26 protein-coding genes are annotated in these 21,807 nt (G+C 61.2%); 15 read left to right on the top strand and 11 right to left on the bottom strand.

Annotated elements, in window-relative coordinates; genetic code table 11:
- Nucleotides 1–4: 4 nt before the first annotated feature.
- Both IZV00_RS10670 and IZV00_RS10675 read right to left on the bottom strand, forming a co-directional pair.
- Nucleotides 5–361, bottom strand: coding sequence for an ArsC family reductase (locus IZV00_RS10670; RefSeq protein ID WP_196224626.1), 357 nt, complete (start codon nt 359–361; stop codon nt 5–7).
- A 16-nt stretch (nt 362–377) separates the two neighbouring features.
- The gene (locus IZV00_RS10675; protein WP_196224627.1) at nt 378–758 is read right to left on the bottom strand and encodes a RidA family protein; all 381 of its coding nucleotides are present in this window, start codon (nt 756–758) and stop codon (nt 378–380) included.
- 137 nt (nt 759–895) lie between these two features.
- Between IZV00_RS10675 and IZV00_RS10680 the strand changes: the two genes are divergently transcribed.
- Nucleotides 896–1,213: a hypothetical protein gene (locus IZV00_RS10680; RefSeq protein ID WP_196224628.1), complete on the top strand. Its 318-nt coding sequence runs from the start codon at nt 896–898 to the stop codon at nt 1,211–1,213.
- A 285-nt stretch (nt 1,214–1,498) separates the two neighbouring features.
- Nucleotides 1,499–1,939 carry a thermonuclease family protein gene (locus IZV00_RS10685; RefSeq protein ID WP_196224629.1) on the top strand — a complete coding sequence of 147 codons (441 nt, stop codon included), beginning with the start codon at nt 1,499–1,501 and terminating at the stop codon, nt 1,937–1,939.
- On the opposite strand, the gene IZV00_RS10690 is transcribed toward IZV00_RS10685, so the two are convergent.
- The 3 genes from IZV00_RS10690 to IZV00_RS10700 form a co-directional block, all read right to left on the bottom strand.
- Nucleotides 1,936–2,478 carry a glycine zipper 2TM domain-containing protein gene (locus IZV00_RS10690; protein WP_196224630.1) on the bottom strand — a complete coding sequence of 181 codons (543 nt, stop codon included), beginning with the start codon at nt 2,476–2,478 and terminating at the stop codon, nt 1,936–1,938. The genes IZV00_RS10685 and IZV00_RS10690 overlap by 4 nt on opposite strands.
- Before the next feature lie 313 nt (nt 2,479–2,791).
- Nucleotides 2,792–3,844 carry a RelA/SpoT domain-containing protein gene (locus tag IZV00_RS10695; protein ID WP_196224631.1) on the bottom strand — a complete coding sequence of 351 codons (1,053 nt, stop codon included), beginning with the start codon at nt 3,842–3,844 and terminating at the stop codon, nt 2,792–2,794.
- A gap of 2 nt (nt 3,845–3,846) precedes the next feature.
- Complete coding sequence (locus tag IZV00_RS10700) at nt 3,847–4,902, bottom strand: ribonucleotide-diphosphate reductase subunit beta (RefSeq protein ID WP_196224632.1); 1,056 nt, start codon at nt 4,900–4,902, stop codon at nt 3,847–3,849.
- Nucleotides 4,903–4,991: 89 nt separating this feature from the next.
- Between IZV00_RS10700 and IZV00_RS10705 the strand changes: the two genes are divergently transcribed.
- A complete protein-coding gene (locus tag IZV00_RS10705) occupies nt 4,992–5,246 on the top strand; it encodes a DUF2171 domain-containing protein (protein ID WP_196226615.1) in 255 nt (84 codons plus the stop codon).
- 409 nt (nt 5,247–5,655) lie between these two features.
- Here IZV00_RS10705 and IZV00_RS10710 read toward each other — a convergent pair whose 3' ends face one another.
- Nucleotides 5,656–7,587 (bottom strand): ribonucleoside-diphosphate reductase subunit alpha, encoded by a 1,932-nt coding sequence (locus tag IZV00_RS10710; protein WP_196224633.1) that lies wholly within the window; start codon nt 7,585–7,587, stop codon nt 5,656–5,658.
- 547 nt (nt 7,588–8,134) lie between these two features.
- Between IZV00_RS10710 and IZV00_RS10715 the strand changes: the two genes are divergently transcribed.
- From IZV00_RS10715 to IZV00_RS10730, 4 genes are all read left to right on the top strand, one after another.
- Nucleotides 8,135–8,779, top strand: a complete 645-nt coding sequence (locus tag IZV00_RS10715) for a glutathione S-transferase family protein (RefSeq protein ID WP_196224634.1) — start codon at nt 8,135–8,137, stop codon at nt 8,777–8,779.
- A gap of 96 nt (nt 8,780–8,875) precedes the next feature.
- Entirely contained in the window at nt 8,876–10,396 is a 1,521-nt protein-coding gene (locus IZV00_RS10720) for a fumarate hydratase (protein ID WP_196224635.1), read from the top strand.
- A 127-nt stretch (nt 10,397–10,523) separates the two neighbouring features.
- Nucleotides 10,524–10,880 carry an endonuclease domain-containing protein gene (locus IZV00_RS10725; protein ID WP_443020044.1) on the top strand — a complete coding sequence of 119 codons (357 nt, stop codon included), beginning with the start codon at nt 10,524–10,526 and terminating at the stop codon, nt 10,878–10,880.
- A complete protein-coding gene (locus tag IZV00_RS10730; protein ID WP_196224637.1) occupies nt 10,877–11,794 on the top strand; it encodes a DMT family transporter in 918 nt (305 codons plus the stop codon). The genes IZV00_RS10725 and IZV00_RS10730 overlap by 4 nt, the downstream gene beginning before the upstream one ends.
- Nucleotides 11,795–11,993: 199 nt before the next feature.
- Here the strand turns inward: IZV00_RS10730 and IZV00_RS10735 are convergent, their stop codons facing one another.
- On the bottom strand, nt 11,994–12,500 hold the full coding sequence (locus tag IZV00_RS10735; protein WP_196224638.1) for an outer membrane protein: 507 nt from the start codon (nt 12,498–12,500) through the stop codon (nt 11,994–11,996).
- A 413-nt stretch (nt 12,501–12,913) separates the two neighbouring features.
- Between IZV00_RS10735 and IZV00_RS10740 the strand changes: the two genes are divergently transcribed.
- The 7 genes from IZV00_RS10740 (at nt 12,914) to IZV00_RS10770 (ending at nt 17,905) form a co-directional block, all read left to right on the top strand.
- On the top strand, nt 12,914–13,642 hold the full coding sequence (locus tag IZV00_RS10740) for a cytochrome b/b6 domain-containing protein (RefSeq protein WP_196226616.1): 729 nt from the start codon (nt 12,914–12,916) through the stop codon (nt 13,640–13,642).
- Nucleotides 13,639–14,391, top strand: coding sequence for a molybdopterin-dependent oxidoreductase (locus IZV00_RS10745; RefSeq protein WP_196224639.1), 753 nt, complete (start codon nt 13,639–13,641; stop codon nt 14,389–14,391). The genes IZV00_RS10740 and IZV00_RS10745 overlap by 4 nt, the downstream gene beginning before the upstream one ends.
- Before the next feature lie 32 nt (nt 14,392–14,423).
- Complete coding sequence (locus IZV00_RS10750; RefSeq protein WP_196224640.1) at nt 14,424–15,665, top strand: SAM-dependent methyltransferase; 1,242 nt, start codon at nt 14,424–14,426, stop codon at nt 15,663–15,665.
- A 119-nt stretch (nt 15,666–15,784) separates the two neighbouring features.
- On the top strand, nt 15,785–16,084 hold the full coding sequence (locus tag IZV00_RS10755) for a hypothetical protein (protein ID WP_196224641.1): 300 nt from the start codon (nt 15,785–15,787) through the stop codon (nt 16,082–16,084).
- Nucleotides 16,085–16,318: 234 nt separating this feature from the next.
- Nucleotides 16,319–16,741 (top strand): DUF350 domain-containing protein, encoded by a 423-nt coding sequence (locus IZV00_RS10760; protein WP_196224642.1) that lies wholly within the window; start codon nt 16,319–16,321, stop codon nt 16,739–16,741.
- Nucleotides 16,742–16,744: 3 nt separating this feature from the next.
- Nucleotides 16,745–17,599, top strand: a complete 855-nt coding sequence (locus IZV00_RS10765) for a S1 family peptidase (protein ID WP_196224643.1) — start codon at nt 16,745–16,747, stop codon at nt 17,597–17,599.
- Between the two features lie 30 nt (nt 17,600–17,629).
- The gene (locus IZV00_RS10770) at nt 17,630–17,905 is read left to right on the top strand and encodes a DUF3297 family protein (protein WP_196224644.1); all 276 of its coding nucleotides are present in this window, start codon (nt 17,630–17,632) and stop codon (nt 17,903–17,905) included.
- Between the two features lie 129 nt (nt 17,906–18,034).
- On the opposite strand, the gene IZV00_RS10775 is transcribed toward IZV00_RS10770, so the two are convergent.
- The 4 genes from IZV00_RS10775 to IZV00_RS10790 all read right to left on the bottom strand — a co-directional run bounded on the left by IZV00_RS10775 (nt 18,035) and on the right by IZV00_RS10790 (nt 21,118).
- The gene (locus IZV00_RS10775; protein WP_196224645.1) at nt 18,035–18,760 is read right to left on the bottom strand and encodes a CHAP domain-containing protein; all 726 of its coding nucleotides are present in this window, start codon (nt 18,758–18,760) and stop codon (nt 18,035–18,037) included.
- Nucleotides 18,761–18,840: 80 nt separating this feature from the next.
- Nucleotides 18,841–19,374 (bottom strand): CHAP domain-containing protein, encoded by a 534-nt coding sequence (locus IZV00_RS10780; RefSeq protein WP_196224646.1) that lies wholly within the window; start codon nt 19,372–19,374, stop codon nt 18,841–18,843.
- A gap of 108 nt (nt 19,375–19,482) precedes the next feature.
- Nucleotides 19,483–20,553 (bottom strand): DNA replication/repair protein RecF, encoded by a 1,071-nt coding sequence (recF, locus tag IZV00_RS10785; protein WP_196224647.1) that lies wholly within the window; start codon nt 20,551–20,553, stop codon nt 19,483–19,485.
- 40 nt (nt 20,554–20,593) lie between these two features.
- Nucleotides 20,594–21,118, bottom strand: a complete 525-nt coding sequence (locus IZV00_RS10790; protein WP_196224648.1) for a hypothetical protein — start codon at nt 21,116–21,118, stop codon at nt 20,594–20,596.
- A 107-nt stretch (nt 21,119–21,225) separates the two neighbouring features.
- Between IZV00_RS10790 and IZV00_RS10795 the strand changes: the two genes are divergently transcribed.
- Complete coding sequence (locus IZV00_RS10795; RefSeq protein WP_196226617.1) at nt 21,226–21,759, top strand: peroxiredoxin; 534 nt, start codon at nt 21,226–21,228, stop codon at nt 21,757–21,759.
- Nucleotides 21,760–21,807: the final 48 nt, after the last annotated feature.

Consider the following 21,807-nt stretch of genomic DNA (forward strand, 5'->3'; position numbering starts at 1 on the left):
CCAGTCAGGCCTTCACCTTGCTCAGCGCTTCTTCATAGGTGGTAGCCTTGAAGCCAACGACGGTTCGCCCGCCAACGTCCAGGATCGGCCGCTTGATCATCGACGGGTTGGTGCTCATCAGCAGGATCGCCTTTTCCGCGTCGATATGCGCCTTGTCGCCCGCGTCCAGCGCCTTGAAGGTCGTGCCGGAACGGTTGAGGATAGTTTCCCACCCATGCTCCATCACCCATTCCTCCAGCTTGCCCTTGTCCACGCCCGACACCTTATAGTCGTGGAAGCTGTAGGAGACGCGCTCATTGTCCAGGAAATTGCGCGCCTTCTTGATGGTGTCGCAATTTTTGATGCCATACATGGTGATCATGGGTGTCAGCCCCCAATTAGCCGCGGTACGCGGTGACTTCGATCTCGATCTTCATCTCCGGCTTGATGAGGCCAGCGACGACGCAGCTTGCCGCCGGGCGAATCTCACCGAACACGGGCGCGGTCGCTTTGCCCAGTTCATCCCAATAGGCCGGGTCGGTGATATAATAGGTCACGCGCACGACATCGGCGAAGGAAAAGCCTGCATCCTCCAGCGCCTTGCTAATGACCTTCAGCGCGTTGATGCCCTGATCGACGACGCTTTCGGGCATCGTCTTGGTTTCAGGGTCAGTGCCGGTCGTACCGGCGACGAAGCACCAGTCGCCCTGAACCACGGCGCGCGAATAGCCGACCTGCGCCTCGAAAGGCGAACCCGAGGAGATGAGTTTGCGGGACATGGGATTTCCTTCGAAGGGGTAGCGATGAAAGGGATCGGGCGGCTCTTGCCCCCTGCCGCCTCCCCTGTCCAGCGCCTTTTGGACAGCCATGGAACGGGCGCCCCGGTTGATCGGTTGGGCAGGCAAGGAGACATGCCATGGACCAGCCAAAGGATCAGTCAGACAAGGCCCGCTTTCCCGACGATATCGAGGAGAATGACGAGCAGAGAGAACGGGGATCGCAAGCGCAGGATGTCGCCGACGACGCCCGCGCGCGCAGCACCGACCTGTCGGAGGACAGCGAACGGGGCGGAACCCCAAACCGCGCCCAGATCATTCCCGAAGACACGCCCGACCTGGTCGAGCGGATGGAGGAAATGAACCGTTCCGGACGGATCGACAATGACGCCTTCGCGGGCGAACCGCAGATGGACGATGAGGAAGACTATCTCCGCAACACCGAGGACGAGGAATAGCGGCCGGGGCCGATAAGACGCGCCTTCCCCTTCACGCGCTTTCCGGCCATCAGCCGCTGGAGCGCCGTGCCCCTTATCTAAACCCCTCAACCCCGTTCGGGCTGAGCTTGTCGAAGCCCTCTTCTTCTAAAAAGAAATGGAGGCCTACGAAAGGCTCAGGGCGAACGGCTAAAGGAGTGGTGCCGATTTAATGCTCGAAGCGCCAAAGGCCCAAAACCGCCATAACGGAGGGTAAACGGATCAGCTTCGCCGCGCGTCGCCAGCAGCGCGGCCTAGGCTGGCGGGATGATCCGCCTGTGCACACTGCTGCCGCCCCTCTTCGCCCTCCACCTCCTGTTGATCGGATCGGCGGAGCCTCTCCGGGCGGAAAATCCTTCGTCACGATTCACCCTGTGTCACGGCATGGGCGGGCCGGATTGCGTGGTCGATGGAGATACCTTCTGGCTGGAGGGGGCCAAAATCCGCATCGCCGACATCGACACGCCGGAAACCCACGGCCCGCGTTGCAGTGCCGAGGGCGCGTTGGGCATGCGGGCAACACAGCGGCTACTGGCGCTGCTCAATGCGGGCACCTTTTCGCTCGTGCCGGTAAAGCGGGAACGGGATCGCTATGGACGGACCCTGCGCATCGTGACACGGCAGGGCCAGTCGATCGGCGCGTTGCTGGTCGCCGAAGGTCTGGCGCGCCCCTGGACCGGAGCGCGCCAGCCATGGTGCCGTAGTTAGCGGCAAGTCAGACCGCCGCGATCAATCTCGCGACCGAGCAGAGCGCCCGCACCGGCGCCGATCAATATGCCAGCGGTATTGGAATAACCACGATCCAGCTGCCCGCCGAGCAGCCCGCCCAGCGCCGCGCCGACGATCAGGCCGGTCGTGCCGTCCGAACGGCGGCAATAATAGCGGTCGTCATAGCCGCGATAGATACGCGTCCCGCGCGTCACGCGGATCGGCTCATAACCGCTGCGATAATAGCGGTCGGGCCGGTAGCGCGAGCCGTAGCGGCGATCCGGGCGGTTCCAGTCATAGCTGTAGACGACCCCGCCGGGACGGCGCCAACCATTGTGGCGGCCATTGTCGTGGCGGCCTTCGCGCTTCCAGTCGCGGTCCCCACGATCACCCCGCCAGTCGCGGTCATGCTTGCCGCCATGGCGCTCATCATATCGACCGTGGCCGGGTTGAGCAAAAGCAGGGGTCGCAGCAACGCCAGTCAGCGTCATCGCCCCTAGCGAAAAAGCGGCGATGGCGCGCTTGATCGAGAAGTTCATGTGATGCTCCTTGCCATTTTTGTCAGGCTGTTGAGCTAAACACATGAATGCTGATGGACGTTGCATGAACGGAACAAAACATTCCGTTCATCTCGGTGCAACGTGCGCGTCAGGGTGACAAAAAGTGACAAGAAGCAGTCGGGCAAAGGCGGTGCATTAAATTTCCCGCCGTAAGAACTACTTAGTACGCAGCAGATTGAGGATGCAAGATCGCAAAATGGGTTTCGCGATGACCGCCCCACAGCGCAGCTTCGATTGAACACTACGTATCCGGTGACGGCAGTGTCAATATGGAAATGTAAAGTGCGCCAATCTATGCTGTCCGACGAAGCCTCTTCTTACTATCCTCCATCATTTCAAGGAAGTCACTCGTATCTGCGAAATAATTCCTGAAAGCCGATTTCATATTTTCAACTGAACTCGTACCAACAAGAACAATATCCGCCCGCCCTACCAAATCTTTTTCGAGTCGGCTATATTCGTTTAGAGCAGCCGGGACACTTTGAAAAGTTTTCACTTCCAGTGAAGATTCTTGAGTTTCATTCTGAGCATATTTAAAAATCAAGATTGATATCTTTTTAAAGTCGAATTCACCAATGTTGGCATTTAGATTTGAGAACAATCGCTGAATATGGGTTTCGTCCTCTAATTTCTCTATATTGTATAGCAAGTCCCTCGCGGACGTTTCCCGCATGCTCGAATGCATATTTTCAAGCGCTCGAGCCAGTATTTCGCTCGACACGCGAAAGAAATCCTTCACCTCTTGGCGACCGCGGCCAAACTTCGGGTTATTAACTGTAACCAAGCCAGCGACTTCAACAGCAGTAGACCAAGCGTGCTGGATGAAAGTTCGATATTGAATCTCGATTAGCATTCCATTCCAAGGCTGAGCACTCTTCATCCGCCGATCTTTGGGTTCCACTTCATATTTAAAGGCATCATGGATACCACGATATCCGTCTGCCTTAGGGTGATCCAAGTAGTTCCACCTCCCATCTCCCTCATTGCGCCGTTTGTGATCAAAACGCCCTGAATTCAACTCAGCTCTGAATGCCTGAAGTTCGGCAATCGTAGGAAAAATGAGGCGACAACCAGCTATGTCATGCATCCTCGACAGATTCATGTCCGGAAATCTGCTCAATTTATCAACGATGGTTGGGCGCCGCTTCAGCCTTTGAGCGACAATTACATCATATCTCGATGCTCTATTATAGAGAAGCTGTTTGAATGTGTTTAAGATATGGGCGTGAGACGCTCGCCAATTTTCAAGAACATCGACATCATCTTGAATGAAATGCTGAGTTGCGATCGCGCGACCAGCCCGATCAACGCGACCGCGTGAGTATTTTGGCGACGCATATGCCATCGTTACTCCGCAGCGATCCCCGCAGCCTTGAACATGTCCGGATCGCTCACCTCATCAGCATTGGCCGCATCGCCAGCCTTGAGCTGCTTCCGCCGATCAAACGCATCCCACACTTCATTCCACTGGCCCCGCGTCGCGCCCTTGGAATATTCGGTCGCGCGGGTTTCGAAGAAGTTGGCGTGCTCCACGCCGTTCAACAACGGGGTCAGCCAAGGCAGCGGATGCTCGTCGATCATGTAAATGGGCTTCAGGCCCAACTGCCCCAGCCGCCAGTCGGCGATGTAGCGGACATATTTCTTGATGTCCTTGGGCGTCATGCCCGGCACCGGCCCCATTTCGAAAACGAGGTCGATGAACGCATCCTCGATCCGCACCGTCTTCTGGCACATGTCCATGATGTCGTCCTTGACCGACGGCGTCAGGCAGTCGCGCTCCTTCACGAAGGCGTGGAACAGCTTGATGATGCCTTCGCAGTGCAGCGTCTCGTCGCGCACCGACCAGGTGACGATCTGGCCCATGCCCTTCATCTTGTTAAAGCGCGGGAAGTTCATCAGCATGGCGAAGGAGGCGAAGAGCTGGAGCCCTTCGGTAAAGCCGCCGAACATCGCCAGCGTCTTGGCGATGTCCTCGTCCGTATCGACGCCGAACTGGCTCAGATAGTCATGCTTATCCTTCATCTCCTTATACTGCATGAAGGCCGAATATTCGGTTTCGGGCATGCCGATCGTGTCGAGCAGATGGCTGTAGGCGGCGATGTGGACCGTTTCCATGTTGCTGAACGCGGTCAGCATCATCTTGACTTCGGTCGGCTTGAACACGCGGCCATATTTTTCGTGGTAGCAATCCTGCACTTCCACGTCCGCCTGGGTGAAGAAGCGGAAGATCTGCGTCAGCAGGTTGCGTTCGTGATCGGACAGCTTTTGCGCCCAATCGCGGCAATCCTCGCCCAGAGGCACTTCCTCGGGCAGCCAGTGCAGTTGCTGCTGGCGCTTCCAGAACTCATAGGCCCAAGGGTACTCGAAAGGCTTGTAGACCTTGCTGGCTTGAAGAAGGGGCATTGGGTCGGCTCCGCGAATTAATGGACAAGCGCAACCTGCGCGGGCGCGGGACGTTTGGTCCCCGTCAATCCCGGCACAGGAGCAATATGATGGTTGATCTGAGCAGCATCAAGGAACATGCTGAGGTTATCGGCGCTGATGGCGTCCATGTCGGCACTGTCGATCATGTCGAAGGCGATCGTATCAAGCTGATCAAGGCGGATAGCGGCCAGGGAAGTCACTCCGGGCATCATCATTATATCAGCCAGGGACTGATCGCCGGGGTTGATGAGGATGGCACTGTGCGGCTGTCTGCGACCGGTGCCAACGCCGTCCTCTTTGAAGAAGAACAGGACGAGGGGTAAAGCCTCCGGGGCTGAATGTGTGGGCGCGGTCAGTGTTGCCACCGCCGCGCCCATCCCCCCCATTAGCTCATTGGCAGGCGGGAACTTGGGCATCTCAACGAAGATATTGCCCAAGGACGCCGCCTAGCGAGCGGTTCGCTGAACACTTTAGCGCGCGCAAGTTGCCATGATGATCACTTCCGCCCAAAGCGGAGGGGCGGCGATGATCGATGTCCCAGCCGTAGGGTGAGTTCGCTTTCCCGTATTCTGACCGGTAGATAATATTATCTAACTCATCGAGTCCGGCATCCGAGGGATGAAACAGGGCCATAAGTCCGGGCAACGGCCGCGTGGTCGCCCACGCCGCTGCCTTCCGAAATTCCTCGGTACTGATACCAAAAATCGATCCAAGGCTCATATCACTCTCCGATCATTGGCAGGCGAGGCATTCGTCATAGTCTGTGCTTCCCCCAGCCAGCTCGAACTTTGGCGCATCGATCGTGTTGTCGGCTTCCACCCCGCCCGCGAAGCCCGCGCGCTGCACCGACTTTGACCGCAGATAGTAAAGCGACTTGATGCCAAGTTCCCACGCGCGGAAATGGAGCATCATGAGGTCCCACTTTTCCACGTCCGCCGGAATGAACAGGTTTAGCGACTGCGCCTGGTCGATGAAGGGCGTGCGATCCGCGGCGAGTTCGAGCAGCCAGCGCTGGTCAATCTCGAAGCTGGTTTTGAACGTGTCCTTTTCTTCCTGGCTCAGGAAGTCGAGATGCTGGACCGAACCGCCGCGTTCCAGAATGCTGTTCCAGACATTGGTCGAATCCTTCGCCTTGTCGCGCAGGATCTTTTCCAGATAGGGATTCTTCACCACGAAGCTGCCGGACAGCGTCTTGTGCGTGTAGATGTTCGCCGGGATCGGTTCGATGCAGGCCGAAGTGCCACCGCAGATGATCGAGATCGACGCGGTCGGCGCGATCGCCATCTTGCAGGAAAAACGCTCCATCACGCCCATGTCGGCGGCGTCCGGGCACGGCCCACGCTCGACCGCCAGCTGCATCGAGGCGTCGTTCACCTTCTCGCTGATATGCTTGAAGATGCGCAGGTTCCAGCTCTTGGCCATCGCCCCCTCGAAGGGAAGGCCACGGGCCTGGAGGAAGGAGTGGAACCCCATCACCCCCAGGCCCACTGACCGTTCACGCGCCGCCGAATATTTCGCCCGCGCCATTTCGTCTGGCGCACGGTCGATATAGTCCTGCAGCACATTGTCGAGGAAGCGCATGACATCCTCAACAAAGACGGGGTCCTTGTTCCATTCGTCCCAGGTTTCCAGATTCAGGGACGAAAGGCAGCAGACCGCCGTCCGGTCATTGCCGAGATGGTCGCGACCCGTCGGCAGTGTGATTTCTGAACAAAGATTGGAAGTCGAAACTTTAAGGCCGAGATCGCGATGATGCTTGGGCATCATGCTGTTCACGGTGTCGGAGAAGACGATATAGGGCTCGCCCGTAGCCAGGCGGGTTTCCACCAGCTTCTGGAACAGGCTGCGCGCGTCCACCGATCCGCGGACGGAACCGTCCTTGGGCGATTTCAGCTGGAATTCGCTGCCATTGCGCACCGCTTCCATGAACTCATCGGTCAGCAACACGCCATGGTGGAGGTTGAGCGCCTTGCGGTTGAAGTCACCGCTGGGCTTGCGAATTTCCAGAAACTCCTCGATCTCCGGGTGGGAGATGTCGAGATAGCAAGCGGCCGAACCACGGCGCAGGCTGCCCTGGCTGATCGCGAGGGTCAGCGAGTCCATCACGCGGACGAAGGGGATGATGCCGCTGGTCTTGCCATTGAGGCCGACCGGCTCGCCAATACCACGCACGCTGCCCCAATAGGTGCCGATGCCACCGCCGCGTGAGGCGAGCCACACATTCTCATTCCAGGTGTTGACGATGCCTTCCAGACTGTCATCAACGCTGTTCAGATAGCAGCTGATGGGCAGACCCCTCCCGGTGCCGCCATTGGACAGCACAGGGGTCGCAGGCATGAACCAAAGGCGCGAGATATAGTCATAGACACGCTGGGCATGCTCCGCGTCATCCGCATAAGCGGCAGCGACGCGAGCAAACAGGTCCTGATAATTTTCGCCGGGCAGCAGATAACGGTCCTTCAGCGTGTCCTTGCCAAATTCCGTCAGCAGCGCATCGCGGCTTTCGTCCGTGACCACGTCGAACCGGCGCGCCTGGATGGACGATGAAGAACGCACGGCTTCCTTGGCTGGCACAGCCTTCTTTTCCGCCACTGCTTCCACCACTTCGTCGATTACCGTCGCCACGTCACTTGCACCTGTCTGTTCGCTGTCACGAAAATCCATTCCGAGCCCCCGAATGTTCCTGTTTCGTTCGATTCGGTCAAGCCTCATCTTGTAAGGCCGCCCGGAACGGCAGCGGGGTGCGCCAGCAGCGGATCGCATGAGACAAAACGCCTCTCGCCCGGAAAATGGTCCGGCCGGTACAATCACAATCTGTTGGGTAACCCCCGTTAACCCGATACAAGGGATAGTGCCACAGCTTCATATGCTTGCAAGAGGGTAAATGACGGTATGAAGACTCCGGGCGGCCAACGGGATGGCATCTGCATGGCACGGCGGTCATCCTGCATTGCAGCGACGCGCGGACTTCCCGCGCTCTTGCAAAAGGCAAGAGAAACAATTTGAGAACGAAAATAATTTTCGCTTAGGCCCGAAATTGCCGGGATCAGGTCAGCACCCCTGCCCTGTTCCGCTAAGGATGGTGGTTCACCCACAACTTATCCACAAGCTGATGTGGATCAACTGTGGATGAGGAGCAGCCAAGAAACCGCCCGGAAACCATGGTAAGAGGCACGATCCTACCCCCGGACCATGCGAAGAGGCAGAGCCGATGATTCTCTATTATCACCCCCTTTCCTCCTATTGCTGGAAGGTGCTGATCGCTTTTTATGAGAATGACACGCCGTTCGAACCGGCGATGATGGAGGACCCCGGCGTGGCGGAGGCGTGGCTCGCGCTGTGGCCGCTGGGCAAGTTCCCGGTGCTGCGCGACGAGGCGCGAGATCAGACAATCGCCGAGGCGAGCATCATCATTGAATATCTGGGGCAGCAGTGCCCCGGCCCCTTCCGCCCGATCCCCGCCGATCCCGCCCAGGCACTGGAGGTGCGGCTGATGGATCGGCTGTTCGACAATTATGTGATGACGCCGATGCAGAAGATCGTCGCCGACCGGCTGCGGCCCGACGATGCGCGCGATGCTCATGGCGTGGGCGAAGCGCGCATCCTGTTGGGCAAGGCCTATGCGATGCTGGAGGAGCGGATCGGCGCGCGGCAATGGGCGGCCGGGGATGACTTCACGCTGGCGGATTGCGCGGCTGCCCCCGCCCTTTTCTATGCCGACAAGGTGGAACCGATGCGCGGCGGCTTTCCGGCGCTGGCCGCCTATCTCGACCGGCTGGAGGCAAGGCCAAGCTTTGCCCGCGTGCTGGAGGAGAAGGAGCCCTGGTGGCACATGTTCCCCTATGCCAACGGATAGCTCGCGATATCTGGACTCTCGGCTCAATCCCTATTAGCCGCGCCTGCGAAGACCCGCCGTGCAGGGCCGGGCGCTAATTAGGGACATGCAGGCAAGATGACCGTCATCAAGACCGCCGATCTGATCGAGAGCGTTGCCGACGCGCTCCAGTTCATCAGCTATTACCACCCGATGGATTATATCCGCGCGCTGGGCAAAGCCTATGAGGCCGAAGCCAATCCGGCGGCGAAGGATGCCATTGCCCAGATCCTGACCAACAGCCGCATGTGCGCCGAAGGGCATCGCCCGATCTGCCAGGACACCGGCATCGTCAACGTCTTCATCAAATGGGGCATGGATTGCCGCCTCGACGACAACAGCCGTTCGATGCAGGACGTCGTCGATGAAGGCGTGCGCAAGGCGTATCTCAACCCCGAAAACCGCCTGCGCGCCTCCATCCTGCGCGATCCGGCCTTCTCGCGTCAAAATACCAAGGACAACACGCCCTGCGTGCTGAATGTCGAGATGGTGCCGGGCAACAAAGTAACGGTGGACGTCGCGGCCAAGGGCGGTGGCTCTGAAAACAAGACCAAGTTCAAGATGATGAACCCCAGCGATTCGATCGTCGACTGGGTGCTGGAGATGATCCCGCAAATGGGCGCAGGCTGGTGCCCGCCGGGCATGCTGGGCATCGGCATCGGCGGCACCGCGGAAAAGGCCGTGGCGCTCGCCAAGGAATCGCTGATGGAGCCCATCGACATGGGCGAACTGAAAGCCCGTGGCCCGCAGAATGACATCGAAAAGCTCCGGATCGAAATCTTTGACAAGGTCAATGCCCTCGGCATCGGCGCGCAGGGCCTGGGTGGGCTTTCGACCATCCTCGACGTCAAGATCTACGACTATCCTTGCCACGCGGCGGGCAAGCCGGTCGCGATGATCCCCAACTGCGCCGCCACCCGCCACGCGCATTTCACGCTCGATGGCTCTGGCCCCGCCTATCTGGAAGCGCCCAAGCTCAGCGAATGGCCGCAGGTCGATTGGAAGCCGAGCAAGGAAGCGATCCGCGTCGATCTCGACAATCTGACGCCCGAAGTCGTGCAAAGCTGGAAGCATGGCGACCGCCTGCTGCTGAACGGCAAGATGCTGACCGGCCGCGACGCCGCGCACAAGCGCATCGCCGACATGCTGGAGCGCGGCGAGCAGTTGCCCGTCGATTTCAATGGCCGCGTCATCTATTATGTCGGCCCGGTCGATCCGGTGCGTGACGAGGTGGTCGGCCCCGCTGGCCCCACCACCGCGACCCGCATGGACAAGTTCATGGACATGATGCTGGAACAGGGCCTCGCTGCCTGCGTCGGCAAGGCGGAGCGCGGCCCGGCGGCGACCGATTCCATCGCCAAGCACAAGAGCGCCTATCTGATGGCGGTCGGCGGCGCGGCCTATCTCGTCGCCCGCGCGATCAAGGGTGCGAAAGTCGTCGGCTTCGAGGATTTGGGCATGGAAGCCATCTACGAGTTCGATGTGCAAGACATGCCCGTCACCGTCGCTGTGGACAGCGAAGGCCAGAATGTCCACCGCCTCGCCCCGCTGGTGTGGCAGGAGAAGATCAAGAAGGAAGGCCTTCTCGAAAAGGCGTGACGGCATCCAAATCCTCCCCATCGAAAGATGGGGAGGGGGACCGCTCGCATAGCGAGTGGTGGAGGGGAAATGCGCGATGCCGCCGCGAAGAAGAACAGTCGAAAATGCGCGCGCCTTGCGGTGGATTATGTCGCCACCAGAAGTCGCCCTGTGGCAATGGCTCAGGCAGCGACCAGACGGGCTGAAGTTCCGCCGCCAGCATCCAACCGGGCCTTATGTGCTGGATTTCTACTGTGCTTCGGTGGGGCTGGCAGTTGAGGTGGACGGAAGCGGACATGATAATGTCCAGCAGATTGCGCATGATGAACGGCGCGATGTCTGGTTGCGGGCGCAGGGAATTGAAGTTCTGAGGATCAAAGCCACCGATGTTTTGCGCAACCTCGAAAATGTGACGTCGCATATTCTGCACCACTGTCGCGCATTTCCCCTCCACCATGCTTCGCATGGTCCCCCTCCCCATGCTGAACATGGGGAGGAATTATGATCTCGTCGCCGATCTGGCTCCCAGCCACTCTGCTCGCCGGCGCTATGCAAGCCTGGCGCACCGCCGTGCAGCGCCGCGTCAGCCAAACCCTTTCGATCAATGCCGCAGGACTGGTCCGTTATCTCTATGGCCTGCCCTTCGCGCTGTTGCTCCTCACGGGATATGTGTGGCTGATTGCAGGCCCCCTGCCCCGGCCGGATCCATCCTTCCTGCTGCTCTGCGCTGCGGGCGGCCTTGCGCAGATCATCGCCACCAACCTGCTGATCATGGCCTTCGCCCACCGCAATTTCGTGGTCGGCACAGCCTATTCCAAGACGGAAGCGGTGCAGGGCGCCGCGCTGTCCTTCCTGTTGATGGGGGAGCGGCTCAGCCCCCTCGCCTGGGCGGGCATCGGTTGCGGCGTTGTCGGAGTCATGCTGCTGTCGACCGGCGGGAAGCGCATGGGACCAGCCGATTTCCTCAAGGCGCTCGGTCAGCCCGCCGCGCTGACCGGCATCGCGTCGGGCTTTTTCTTCGCCCTCACCGCCATTGGCATCCGGCGCGCGACGCAGGAAGTCGGCGGCAGTGACCCGATCCTGGCCGCCCTCATCGTGCTGGCGATCACAGTCGCGCTCCAGACGCTGATGCAGGGCGGCTACCTGCTGCTGCGCGAACCGGCGGAGATGCGCAGGGTGTTCGCGAGCTGGCGCATTTCGGGGCAGGTCGGCTTGCTCTCAGCCCTGGGATCGGCCTGCTGGTTCACCGGATTTGCGACCGCGCCCGTGGCGCTGGTGCGCATCGTGGGCCAGATAGAGGTCGCCTTCACCCTGGGCTTTGGCCACTTCTACCTTGGAGAGCGGATGACCCGCGGCGAGGTGATGGGCCTGTTGCTGGTCGTAAGCGGCGTGGTGCTGGCTCTGGCCGGGTCGCTATAGCTTCGTGGGGACTGAGGGCAGCGGCCCGGCACCCACACAAAACCTCGCTTAATCACCATAGCATTGCTTGCCGCTTCGCCCCCATACAGGGCCACTCTCAATCTACGGCGCCAGCTTGGCGAATTCATAAGCAAAGGCCGACAAACAAAAAGGGCGGCCCCGCTGGGACCGCCCTCCTGTGTTTCAGATCCGAGAGGGATTAGAAACGGAAACCGATGCCGACAACGCCAGCGTCACGGCCGCCGAAATTGTCTTCATACTCGGTGCGCTGATATTCAGCCGAGATGTAAGCGTTGCTGGTCACAGCGAATTCCAGACCACCACCGAAGCGGACGCCTTCGAAATTCACGTTGGTGCCGAGCGCTTCGAAGCGCGTGTCAGCATAGCCGACCTTGGCGAACGCCAGGAACTGCGGGTTCAGGACATAGCCCAGGCGAACCGAAGCGGCCAGATCGCGGCTCACCTTAACGCCAGGAGCGTCGGTGGTGGTGTCGCCGAGCGAAACTTCCGGGCCGAAGGTGATGTTCTGGGCAACCGGCAGGTCGTAGCCAGCGGTCACGCCATAGCTCACGCCTTCTTCGTCACCCAGGCTGTCATAGCCTACGGTCACGCCAGCGCGGGGGCCGGTGAAGGGAGCAGCGTCCTGCGCGAAAGCGGGAGCCGAGAAAGCGGCAGCAGCAGCAGCTGCGAAAATCACAGTCTTCATAATGTCCTCATGCGGTAAGATGTGCATCATCCAGGAAGCGGATCGCACTCTTGATATATAACAGGCATGGTATCGAAGCATTCAGCTTCGAGCGTCGCTATGAAGTGACCCCTTTACTCCATCCCTGCTTGCTCCGATCTTGCGTCGTAAGCGAGGGCGCATATGTGCGTCTTTGATCAATGTTGCAATATCGATATGAAGATTGTCGATGGATGATGCTATTTCGCAACAGTCATCCTTTCTTCACCATCCTATTCCCGCATTTTCCGCCACAGCGCGACCTTGAGGCAAGGCCGAGCGCTCCTATCCACAGAGAATGTGGCCAGAAGATGAACCGGCACCTCATTTCGGATACGTTCCAATCCGGCCAAGGATTTTTGACGCGACTGATGCAAAAGGGTAACAGCAGAGCGATGGACAGCGGCCCCTCCCCCTCAGGCGACAAGGCGCCGCCGGTACTGCGCCACCGCTGGCCGGTGCGGCTGTGGCATTGGATCAATGCAGGACTGCTCTACATCCTCTTCACCAGCGGACTTGGCATCTTCAATGCCCATCCGCGTCTCTATTGGGGCCATTATGGCGCGAACTTCGATCAGCCGTGGCTGAAGCTGGAGCGTTTTGGCCAGTGGATCACCCTGCCCGCCCATTATGATCTGGCGATGTCGCGGCACTGGCATCTCGCGGCTGCGCCCGTCTTCGCCTTCGCCCTGCTTGCCTATATGCTGTGGGCGCTGTTGGGCCGCCATATCGCGCGCGACCTCGCCTTCCGGAAGGGCGAGCTTGCCCCACGCCATATTTGGCAGGACATCCTCGATCATGCGCGCCTGCGCTTTCCGACGGGTCAGGCAGCGCTGCGCTATAATGTCCTGCAAAAGGCAAGCTATATCGCGGTCATCTTCGTCGCCCTGCCGCTGATCATTCTCACCGGCCTCACCATGTCGCCGGGCATGAACGCCGCCTGGCCGTGGCTGGTCGATCTGTTCGGCGGGCGGCAATCGGCGCGGTCGATCCACTTCATCACCGCCTTCGCGCTGGTCGCCTTCTTCCTCGTCCACCTGACGATGGTGCTGCTGGCAGGCCCGGCGAACGAATTGCGATCGATCATCACCGGCCGCTACCGTTTGCCGAAAGAACGGCCATGAGCCTGATCCTCAATCGCCGCACGCTGCTGCTCGGCGCGGCGGCCACGCTGTCGGGCTGCGACCGGCTGGCACGCAACGAACATGTACGAGACGCGCTATTCTCTGCCGAGAATTTCCACAAATGGGCGCAGCGCAGCCTGATGGCGCGCGACGCGCTGGCGCGGGAGTTCAGGCCCGACCAGATTTCTCCCTTCTTCCGGCCCAACGGAACCGCTAATCCCGACACACCCGAATATCGCGCCTTGTGGCGGACGGGCTTTGCCGATTGGCGGCTAAAGGTCACGGGATTGGTCGGCCGCCCTCTTTCGCTGTCCCTTGCCCAGTTGCACAGCCTGCCGCATCGCGAGCAGATCACGCGCCATGACTGCGTCGAAGGATGGAGCGCCATCGGCAAATGGCGCGGCGTGCCGCTCCACCTCATCCTCGACGGTGCGCGGATGAGCGACCGCGCGCGCTATCTCGTCTTCAAATGCGCCGACTTCATGGGCGATGGGCGGCCCTATTATGAAAGCATCGATAGGGTCGACGCCTTTCACCCGCAGACGATCCTCGCCTTCGCGCTCAATGACCAGCCGCTGCGCGTTGCCAATGGCGCTCCGCTGCGTCTGCGGGTCGAACGGCAGCTCGGCTACAAACATGCCAAATATCTGATGGAAATCCAGGCGGTGGATACGCTGACCGGCATCGGCGACGGCAAAGGCGGCTATTGGGAAGATCGCGCCAATTATGATTGGTACGCAGGCATTTGACGGGCGCCGCATGACCTGACAGTTTGCCGCCCATGAAATTATTCGATCGCGTCATCAAGCGGCTGGTCACACGGGGACAGCTGACCATCATCTATCATGACGGCAGGAAGGTGACAGCGGGCACGCCCGACCCGGCCTTCCCCTCGCTCGCGTTGAAATTCCGCGACGCGCGCGTGCCATTCGACATCATCAAGGACCCGCGCCTTGGCATGGCGGAGGCCTATATTGACGGGCGCGTCGGAATCGAAGGCGGCGGGATCATGGAACTGATCTCGCTGATCCGCGCCAACAACAGCTGGGAAAGCGGCAAGTCGATCAGCGACAAGGGGCGGCTGAAACGCGGGTTCAAATCGATTCGCCAGACGCTCTGGCGCGCCAATCACCGCGCGCGGTCAAAGGCGAATGTCGCGCATCATTATGATCTGTCCGGCGCCCTCTACGCCCTCTTCCTCGATCGCGACCGCCAATATAGCTGTGCCTATTTCCCCGACGCGGACAATGAGGCGGAGATCAGCCTGGAACAGGCGCAGGAGGACAAGAAAGCCCATATCGCGGCCAAGCTGCATCTGAAGCCGGGCATGAAGGTGCTGGACATTGGCTGCGGCTGGGGTGGCATGGCCCTCTATCTGCACCGCACCTGCGGCGTCGATGTGACCGGCATCACCCTGTCGGAGGAGCAGTTGAAAGTCGCGCGGCAACGGGCGGAGGAGGCGGGCGTCGCCGACCATGTCCGTTTCGAGCTGATCGATTATCGCGATATAGAGGGGCCGTTCGACCGGATCGTGTCGGTCGGCATGTTCGAACATGTCGGCACGGCCCATTACCGCACCTTCTTCGACAAATGCCGCGATCTTCTGACGCCCGACGGCGTGATGCTGATCCACACGATCGGCCGCGTTGATGGACCAGGCGTCACCGACGCCTTCACCCAGAAATATATCTTCCCCGGCGGCTACATCCCCGCCCTGTCCGAAATGATCCAGGGCAGTGAGGGTACGCGCCTGATGGTGACGGACGTCGAAGTGCTGCGGCTGCATTATGGCCTGACCATCCGCCAATGGTATGCCCGCGCGATGGCGCGCCGGGCGGATATCGTCGCCCTTTATGATGAGCGCTTCTTCCGCCTGTGGACCTTTTATCTGGCGGGCGCGGCCACGGTTTTCGAACATGGCAGCATGGTGAACTACCAGGTTCAATATGCGCGCAATCGCCGATCCCTGCCGATCACGCGCGACTATATGGTGTCTGCCGAGGACGAACTGCGCGGCAAATAGTCCCCCTGAACGCTGGCTGACAGCCCCGTTCCCGGACGGTTCAGTCAACCAAGTGCATCTTCTCATCCGTAGCCCCACTGAACGCCATGCGTCCGGGGGTGCTCGTGAGGAGAGAGGAAATGAACATCTTCGTGAAGGGCGCGACCGCGCTCGGATTGGCGATTACCGCGCTGGGCGCGACTGCCGCGCCCGCCCAGGCGCAATATCGCGGCGGCTATTATGGCTATGGCGACCGCGACTGGCGGGATGGGCGCTATGACCGCGATTGGGACAGGCGCGACTACCGTCGCTGGGACAATGACCGCCGCTACTGGCGCGATGGACGCCGCAACCATTATCGCTATCGCCAACGTTGCTGGACCGAATGGCGCTATGACTATTATCGCGACCGGGATGTCCGCGTGCGCATCTGCCGCTGAGGCATAGCTGCCCGACTTGGAGCATCGTGCCTCTAATCTGAATCACCTAATCCCGTTCGGGCTGAGCTTGTCGAAGCCCTCTACTTCCTAAAAAGAAGAAGAACCCTTCGACAGGCTTAGGGCGAACGGAAATAGGAAGCAGTGCCGATCAAACGCACGAAGCCGGGCACAGAAACACTTCCGCAACCCGATCCCTGATTGAAGCGGGGATCAGGTTGCGGCATCCTTTGCGGCATGAGCGATCCCATGCCCGTCATCCAGAGCCTGCTGTCCGGGCTCCCCATCTTCCTGCTGCACCTCGTCTCCGCCACGCTGGCCTGGCTTGCGGCGCTGGCGCTTTATATGTGGATTACCCCGCACGACGAATTCGCCCTGATCCGCGCCGGGAATGAAGCGGCGGCGATATCGCTTGGCGGCGCTGCGATCGGTCTTACCATCCCTCTGGCGCTGTGCCTTGCCGGGTCGGTCAATGTCTGGGACGTGATCATCTGGGGCAGCGTCACGCTGATCCTGCAACTTATCGCCTTCCGCTTCGTCGATTTCCTGCTCGGCTCCCTGTCAGCGCGGATCGAAGCGAATGAGCGGTCGGCCGCCATATTCCTTGCCATGATGAAGGTCGCGATCGCCTGCCTGACGGCGGCGGCCGTGGCGGGCTAAGCCATGGCGCGGCGGAGCGTCGGCTGCCTGCCGCTGATGCTGGGCGTCATATTGACGATCGCCTGGATCGGTGAGGTGACGCAACCGACCCCGCTGCGGGTCGAAAGCTTCGATCCCCGATCGCCCCGGCGCCCTATGCCGCAATGGAGCGATGAAGCCTTCGTGATCGAGGATCGAGCAGCCGCGCCGTCCGACAGCATGGGCACTGCCTTTGCCGTCGATCGGGACGGCGCCTGGCTGACCGCCGAACATGTCACCCATGACTGCTCGCGGATCGGGCTGGAGGACGGTGGCGTCGCCCGCGCCGTGTCCCGCATCGTGGAGAGCCGGGAAGCTGACGCCGCGCTGGTCCGCGACGGCCTGCCCAGCGATCACGCGCTACCACTATCGGATCGCGTGCCCGCGCCCGGATCGCTCGGTTTCCACATGGGCTTTCCTGCCGGGCACGCGGCGCTTGTCGTATCGGAACTGATCGGCGCGGCCAGCGCCCGACGCGGACGGACGGAGGAAACCCAGCCTGTACTCGCCTGGGCAGAAGTCGCGCGCCTACCCGAAAGCGACGACACCTTGTCCGGGATCAGCGGCGGCCCCGTCTTTGCCGAAGATGGCCATGTCATCGGCGTCAACAGCGCGGCGACCGACCGGCGCGGCCGTATTCTGACCACCGCGCCCGACGCCATGATCCGGCTGGTGCACGCCAGCCGCGCCGTCAATGACCAGCCGGTCGCCTACCCCTTCGCCGGGCTGGCCGATGCCGAGACGCGCTTTGCCTCCTGGCTGGAACAGGGGGTGATCCGGCGCATCTTCTGCGACGTGGACGACGCGCCCCGGTTGACGGCGGCGCGGCCAAAAGGCTAGGCGGCGCGAAACGAAGGATCTGAAACAGCCATGAGCGACACGCCTCCCGACCGCCTCTCCACCAACCCGCGCAGCCCCCATTTCGACATGGACGTGCTGCAACGGGGCATCGGCATCCGCTTCAAGGATCGCGTCCGCAACGATGTCGAGGAATATTGCATTTCGGAAGGCTGGATCCGCGTCGCCGCCGGCAAGACCAAGGACCGCCACGGCCAGCCGCTGACGATCAAGCTCTCCGGCCCGGTAGAGGCATGGTTCGAGCGTGGAGCCGATGGCGAAGAGGAACAGCCCGCCGACGCGGAATAAGCCAAGTCACCTCACCCCCGTTCGGGCTGAGCTTGTCGAAGTCCTCCTCTTCCTAAAAAGAAGGAAAGCCCTTCGACAAGCTCAGGGCGAACGGTATTAGTAGGTGGAGCCGATTTAAAGCACGAAGCTTTAGCGCAGCCGCGCATCCCGCTTCACATCGGCGATGATGTCGCGCAGCGATCGTCCCGAAGGCGCGGCATCCGCAAACTGCATCGCCCGCATATCCATCTCCAGCTTCGGCTCATGCACGGCCTTGCGCAATGACCGGCCAAGGCTCGCAAGGCGCAGAGACGGCTCCTCTCCGTCAGCCTTGATCACCGCCTTTGTCGGCTTCCAATCCTCCGCATCCGTCTTCGCCAGCCGCACGCTCGTACCCAGCGCGGGATCGGGCTCAAACGCATGCAACTGCGGCTTGTCCGGATAGATGAAGCCAAAGGTCGGATTGGCCCGCGCGCCCATCTGCCCGGTCGGGCTGTGCCACACACGCACCTGGCTCCAGTCTCCCGCGTCGGAGACATCCAGCGCCAGCACATCTTCCTCGATCGCGCCGGGCACCGACCAGTTGGCATGGCGAATCAGCACGCGCCGGTCGTCCAGCACCTTGCTGACCACCGCGACATGGCCAAGGGTCATCGGCCCATAGGGACGGAAGGTCATGACGGCGCCGCGCCGGGGCACATGCCCACGCGCATAGCGGTCCTGCGCCTGATCCCACCAGGTCAACGCATCGCCCCGGATATTCACGCCGGACACGATCCGCGCATAGGGCACGCATTGCAAAGCGGTTGCGCCGAATACCGGCGTGGCGACCAGCGCCGCCAGCAGCCAAGCCGCCCCGCGAACATATCGAAACATCTTTTTGCGACCTCAAACCACTGAGAATCGCCCCACCGCCGTTAAGACTATACGGCGGCTCTTATGAACTGGTTAAACTGTCAGAAAGCAGCGCCAGCGGCGGCAGCGGCCGGGTTCACGCGATCGGCCATGGCGATCTGGACCGGCGCGGCCTCACCGGCATGACCGGGATAGATGAAGCCCTTGGCGGCGTTCGAACGCAGGCCAAGGCCGCCAATCGGGCCATACCATACGCGCACGTCGGTCCAGTCATTGTTGGGCGACACGTCGATGGCGCGCACATTGCGCTCGATACCGCCGCGATAGGACCAGTTGGCATGGGTCAGCAGCACTTCGCGATCGCTGACTACCTTGCTGACCATGGCGACATGGCCGACGGGCATGGAACGGCTGGCGGCAAATGCCAACACAGCGCCTTCGCGCGGCTCATGGCCACGGTCGTAGCGGCCCTCGGCCTGACCCCACCAGGTGTTGGCGTTACCATAAAGTGCGATGCCGGAAATCTGGCGCGCATAGGGTGCGCACTGCAGAACGCCAGCGGCGGCAGGGGTCACGATCAGGGCGCCGAGCGCAAGCATGGCAGTCGCGATAAATGCGCGAAAAGCACCGATCATGTATGAAACGACCCCCGACTTGTTGTGCGTTATCAATCCCGTGGCGTCTTTAGCGCAGAGCCACGATGAGTTGAGAAGCGCCAAGCGGTGAATTGTTGCGGAGGCGGGTTAACCTGCGGAACGAAAAAGCTGGCCCGCCGTTACCGTTAACCTTGTTGCTACGCCCAACTCGTTGAAAAGACTATCTTCCGTTCCCGTCATCCACACTTGCCCGCCGGTTTCCCTTAACCGGCCGAACAGCGCAGCTCGCCGCGACGGGTCGAGATGAGCCGCCACTTCATCGAGCAGCAAGACCGGCGGCTGGCCGCGATGAGCCGCGACCAGCGCGGCATGGGCAAGCAGGATCGACAACAGCAGCGCCTTCTGTTCGCCCGTGGAGCAAAGCGCCGCCGCCTGCCCCTTTGCCGCATGGGTGACGGAAAGGTCCTGCCGGTGCGGCCCTGACAAAGTCCGCCCCGCCGCAGCATCCCGCCGCCGCTCCCGCGCCAGCCGCTGCGCAAGCGGCCCCTCGCCCTCCTCCTCCCCGTCGATCGCGAGCAGCGGACGGGCAAAGGGCTCATCGGGCTGTCCAATAAGTTCCACGCCCAGCCGCGTAACGAGATCAGCACGCGCGTCGGACAATAGCGCGCCATGCTCCTCCATCTGCGCCTCCAGTGCCGACAGCCATGACGGGTCAGCGCGCGGCAGGTCAGACAGCAGCCGGTTGCGCGCCCGCATCGCCGCCTCATAGCGGGCGCTATGCACCGCATGTCCCGGATGCAGCGCCAGCGTCAGCCGGTCCAGAAACCGCCGCCGCCCGCCGGGGCTGTCCATGAACAGCCGGTCCATCGCCGGGGTCAGCCACACGATCGCCAGATGATCCGCCAGCGCGTTGGCCGAGGACGCGACGCCGCCGATCCGCACCTGCCGCCGATCGGGCGCCTGAGCCGAGGTGCCGGTCCCCAGCACCACCCCGTCCACTTCCGCCGCGATGCCGAAGCTGCCCGGCCCACCCTGCCGCGCCATGTCGCGCAGCGCAGCGCCGCGCAGCCCGCGTCCGGGCGCCAGCATCGACACCGCTTCCAATATGTTGGTCTTCCCCGCGCCATTCTCGCCGGTCAGCACAATGAAGGCGTGATCGGGAAGGATCAGCGCATCCGCATGGTTGCGGAAATCGCTCAAGGTCAGGCGGCCGATCATCGCCCCGCTCTAACGATGCAGAAGGAAAACGGAAAGCGCTTCAGCAGCGCTTGCGCGTCACCGCCGTCCCGTCATTGATGATGGTGAGTTCGCGGCCATTGGCCGACGGGCGCAGTTCCAGCTTCTTGGTCCAGCTATCGCCCTCTCCGGTAAAGGCGGCATCGACCTTCACCTTGCCGCCGGTTCCCGTCGCAACCCCCGTCACCGTCCCGACGCTTTCATGGAAGATCAGGCTGTCCGGCGTGACCTTCAATTCCAGTTCAGCCGATCGATCGCCGCAACGGTCGTTAAGGCCCGTCCAGTTACCCTGCAACACCGCAGGAATTGCGCCAGCACGCGACGCAGTTCCCGTCCTGTCAGCAGCGGCGGAAACAGATGCGTTGTCGGCGGCTTCGGGCGGCGTCTCATTGCCCGCCGCCAGCGTCTCATCCTGCGCCGGTGTCTCGTTGCTGACATCATAGGTCGCCTGCTCATCGACAATGTTGGTCGACATCCGGGGCTTTTCCCCGCCCTTGTCGTCACAGGAGGCGAGCAACAGCAACGGCATGGCGAAAAGCAGGCGCATCCGTAATGAACCGGCGGGGCGGTGAAGGGTTCCAGCTACAGGCTTGCCAGCGGCACGGCTTGGGGCCATCACCCTTGCTCTGCCGCAAAGGATGGAGACGGATGATGATGAAGCGCGCGATGATCGCAATGGCCCTTGCCGCCACCATATTGGGATCGACCGGCGCAAACGCGGCGCTGTCTGCCGGTGCGAAGGCGCCCGATTTCACGACGCGCGGCGCGCGGGCGGGCAAGACCTTCACCCTCACCCTGTCCCACCAGTTGAAGCATGGGCCGGTCGTCCTCTATTTCTTCCCCAAGGCTTTTACCCCCGGCTGTTCCGCCGAGGCACGCGAGTTCGCGGCGCATATCGATGATTTCAGGAAAGCGGGCGCCACGGTGATCGGCATGTCGGCCGATCCGGTGGACGACCTTGTCGCCTTTTCGACCAAGGAGTGCGCGGGCAAGTTCGCGGTCGCCTCGGCCGGGCCAGACATCATCAAGGGCTATGATGTCGCGCTCAAGATGGCACCGGGCATAACCGACCGCACCTCTTACGTCATCGCGCCCAATGGCCGGATCGTCTTCGTCCATAGCGAGATGAATTATACCGGCCATGTAAAGAGCACCCTCGCCGCCGTGCAAGCGATGAAGGCGAAATAGGGAACCCCTCCTCCGTCTCTCCCACCTCCGTTCGCTTCGAGCGAAGTC

This window comes from Sphingobium sp. Cam5-1, from assembly GCF_015693305.1.
Lineage (GTDB): Bacteria > Pseudomonadota > Alphaproteobacteria > Sphingomonadales > Sphingomonadaceae > Sphingobium.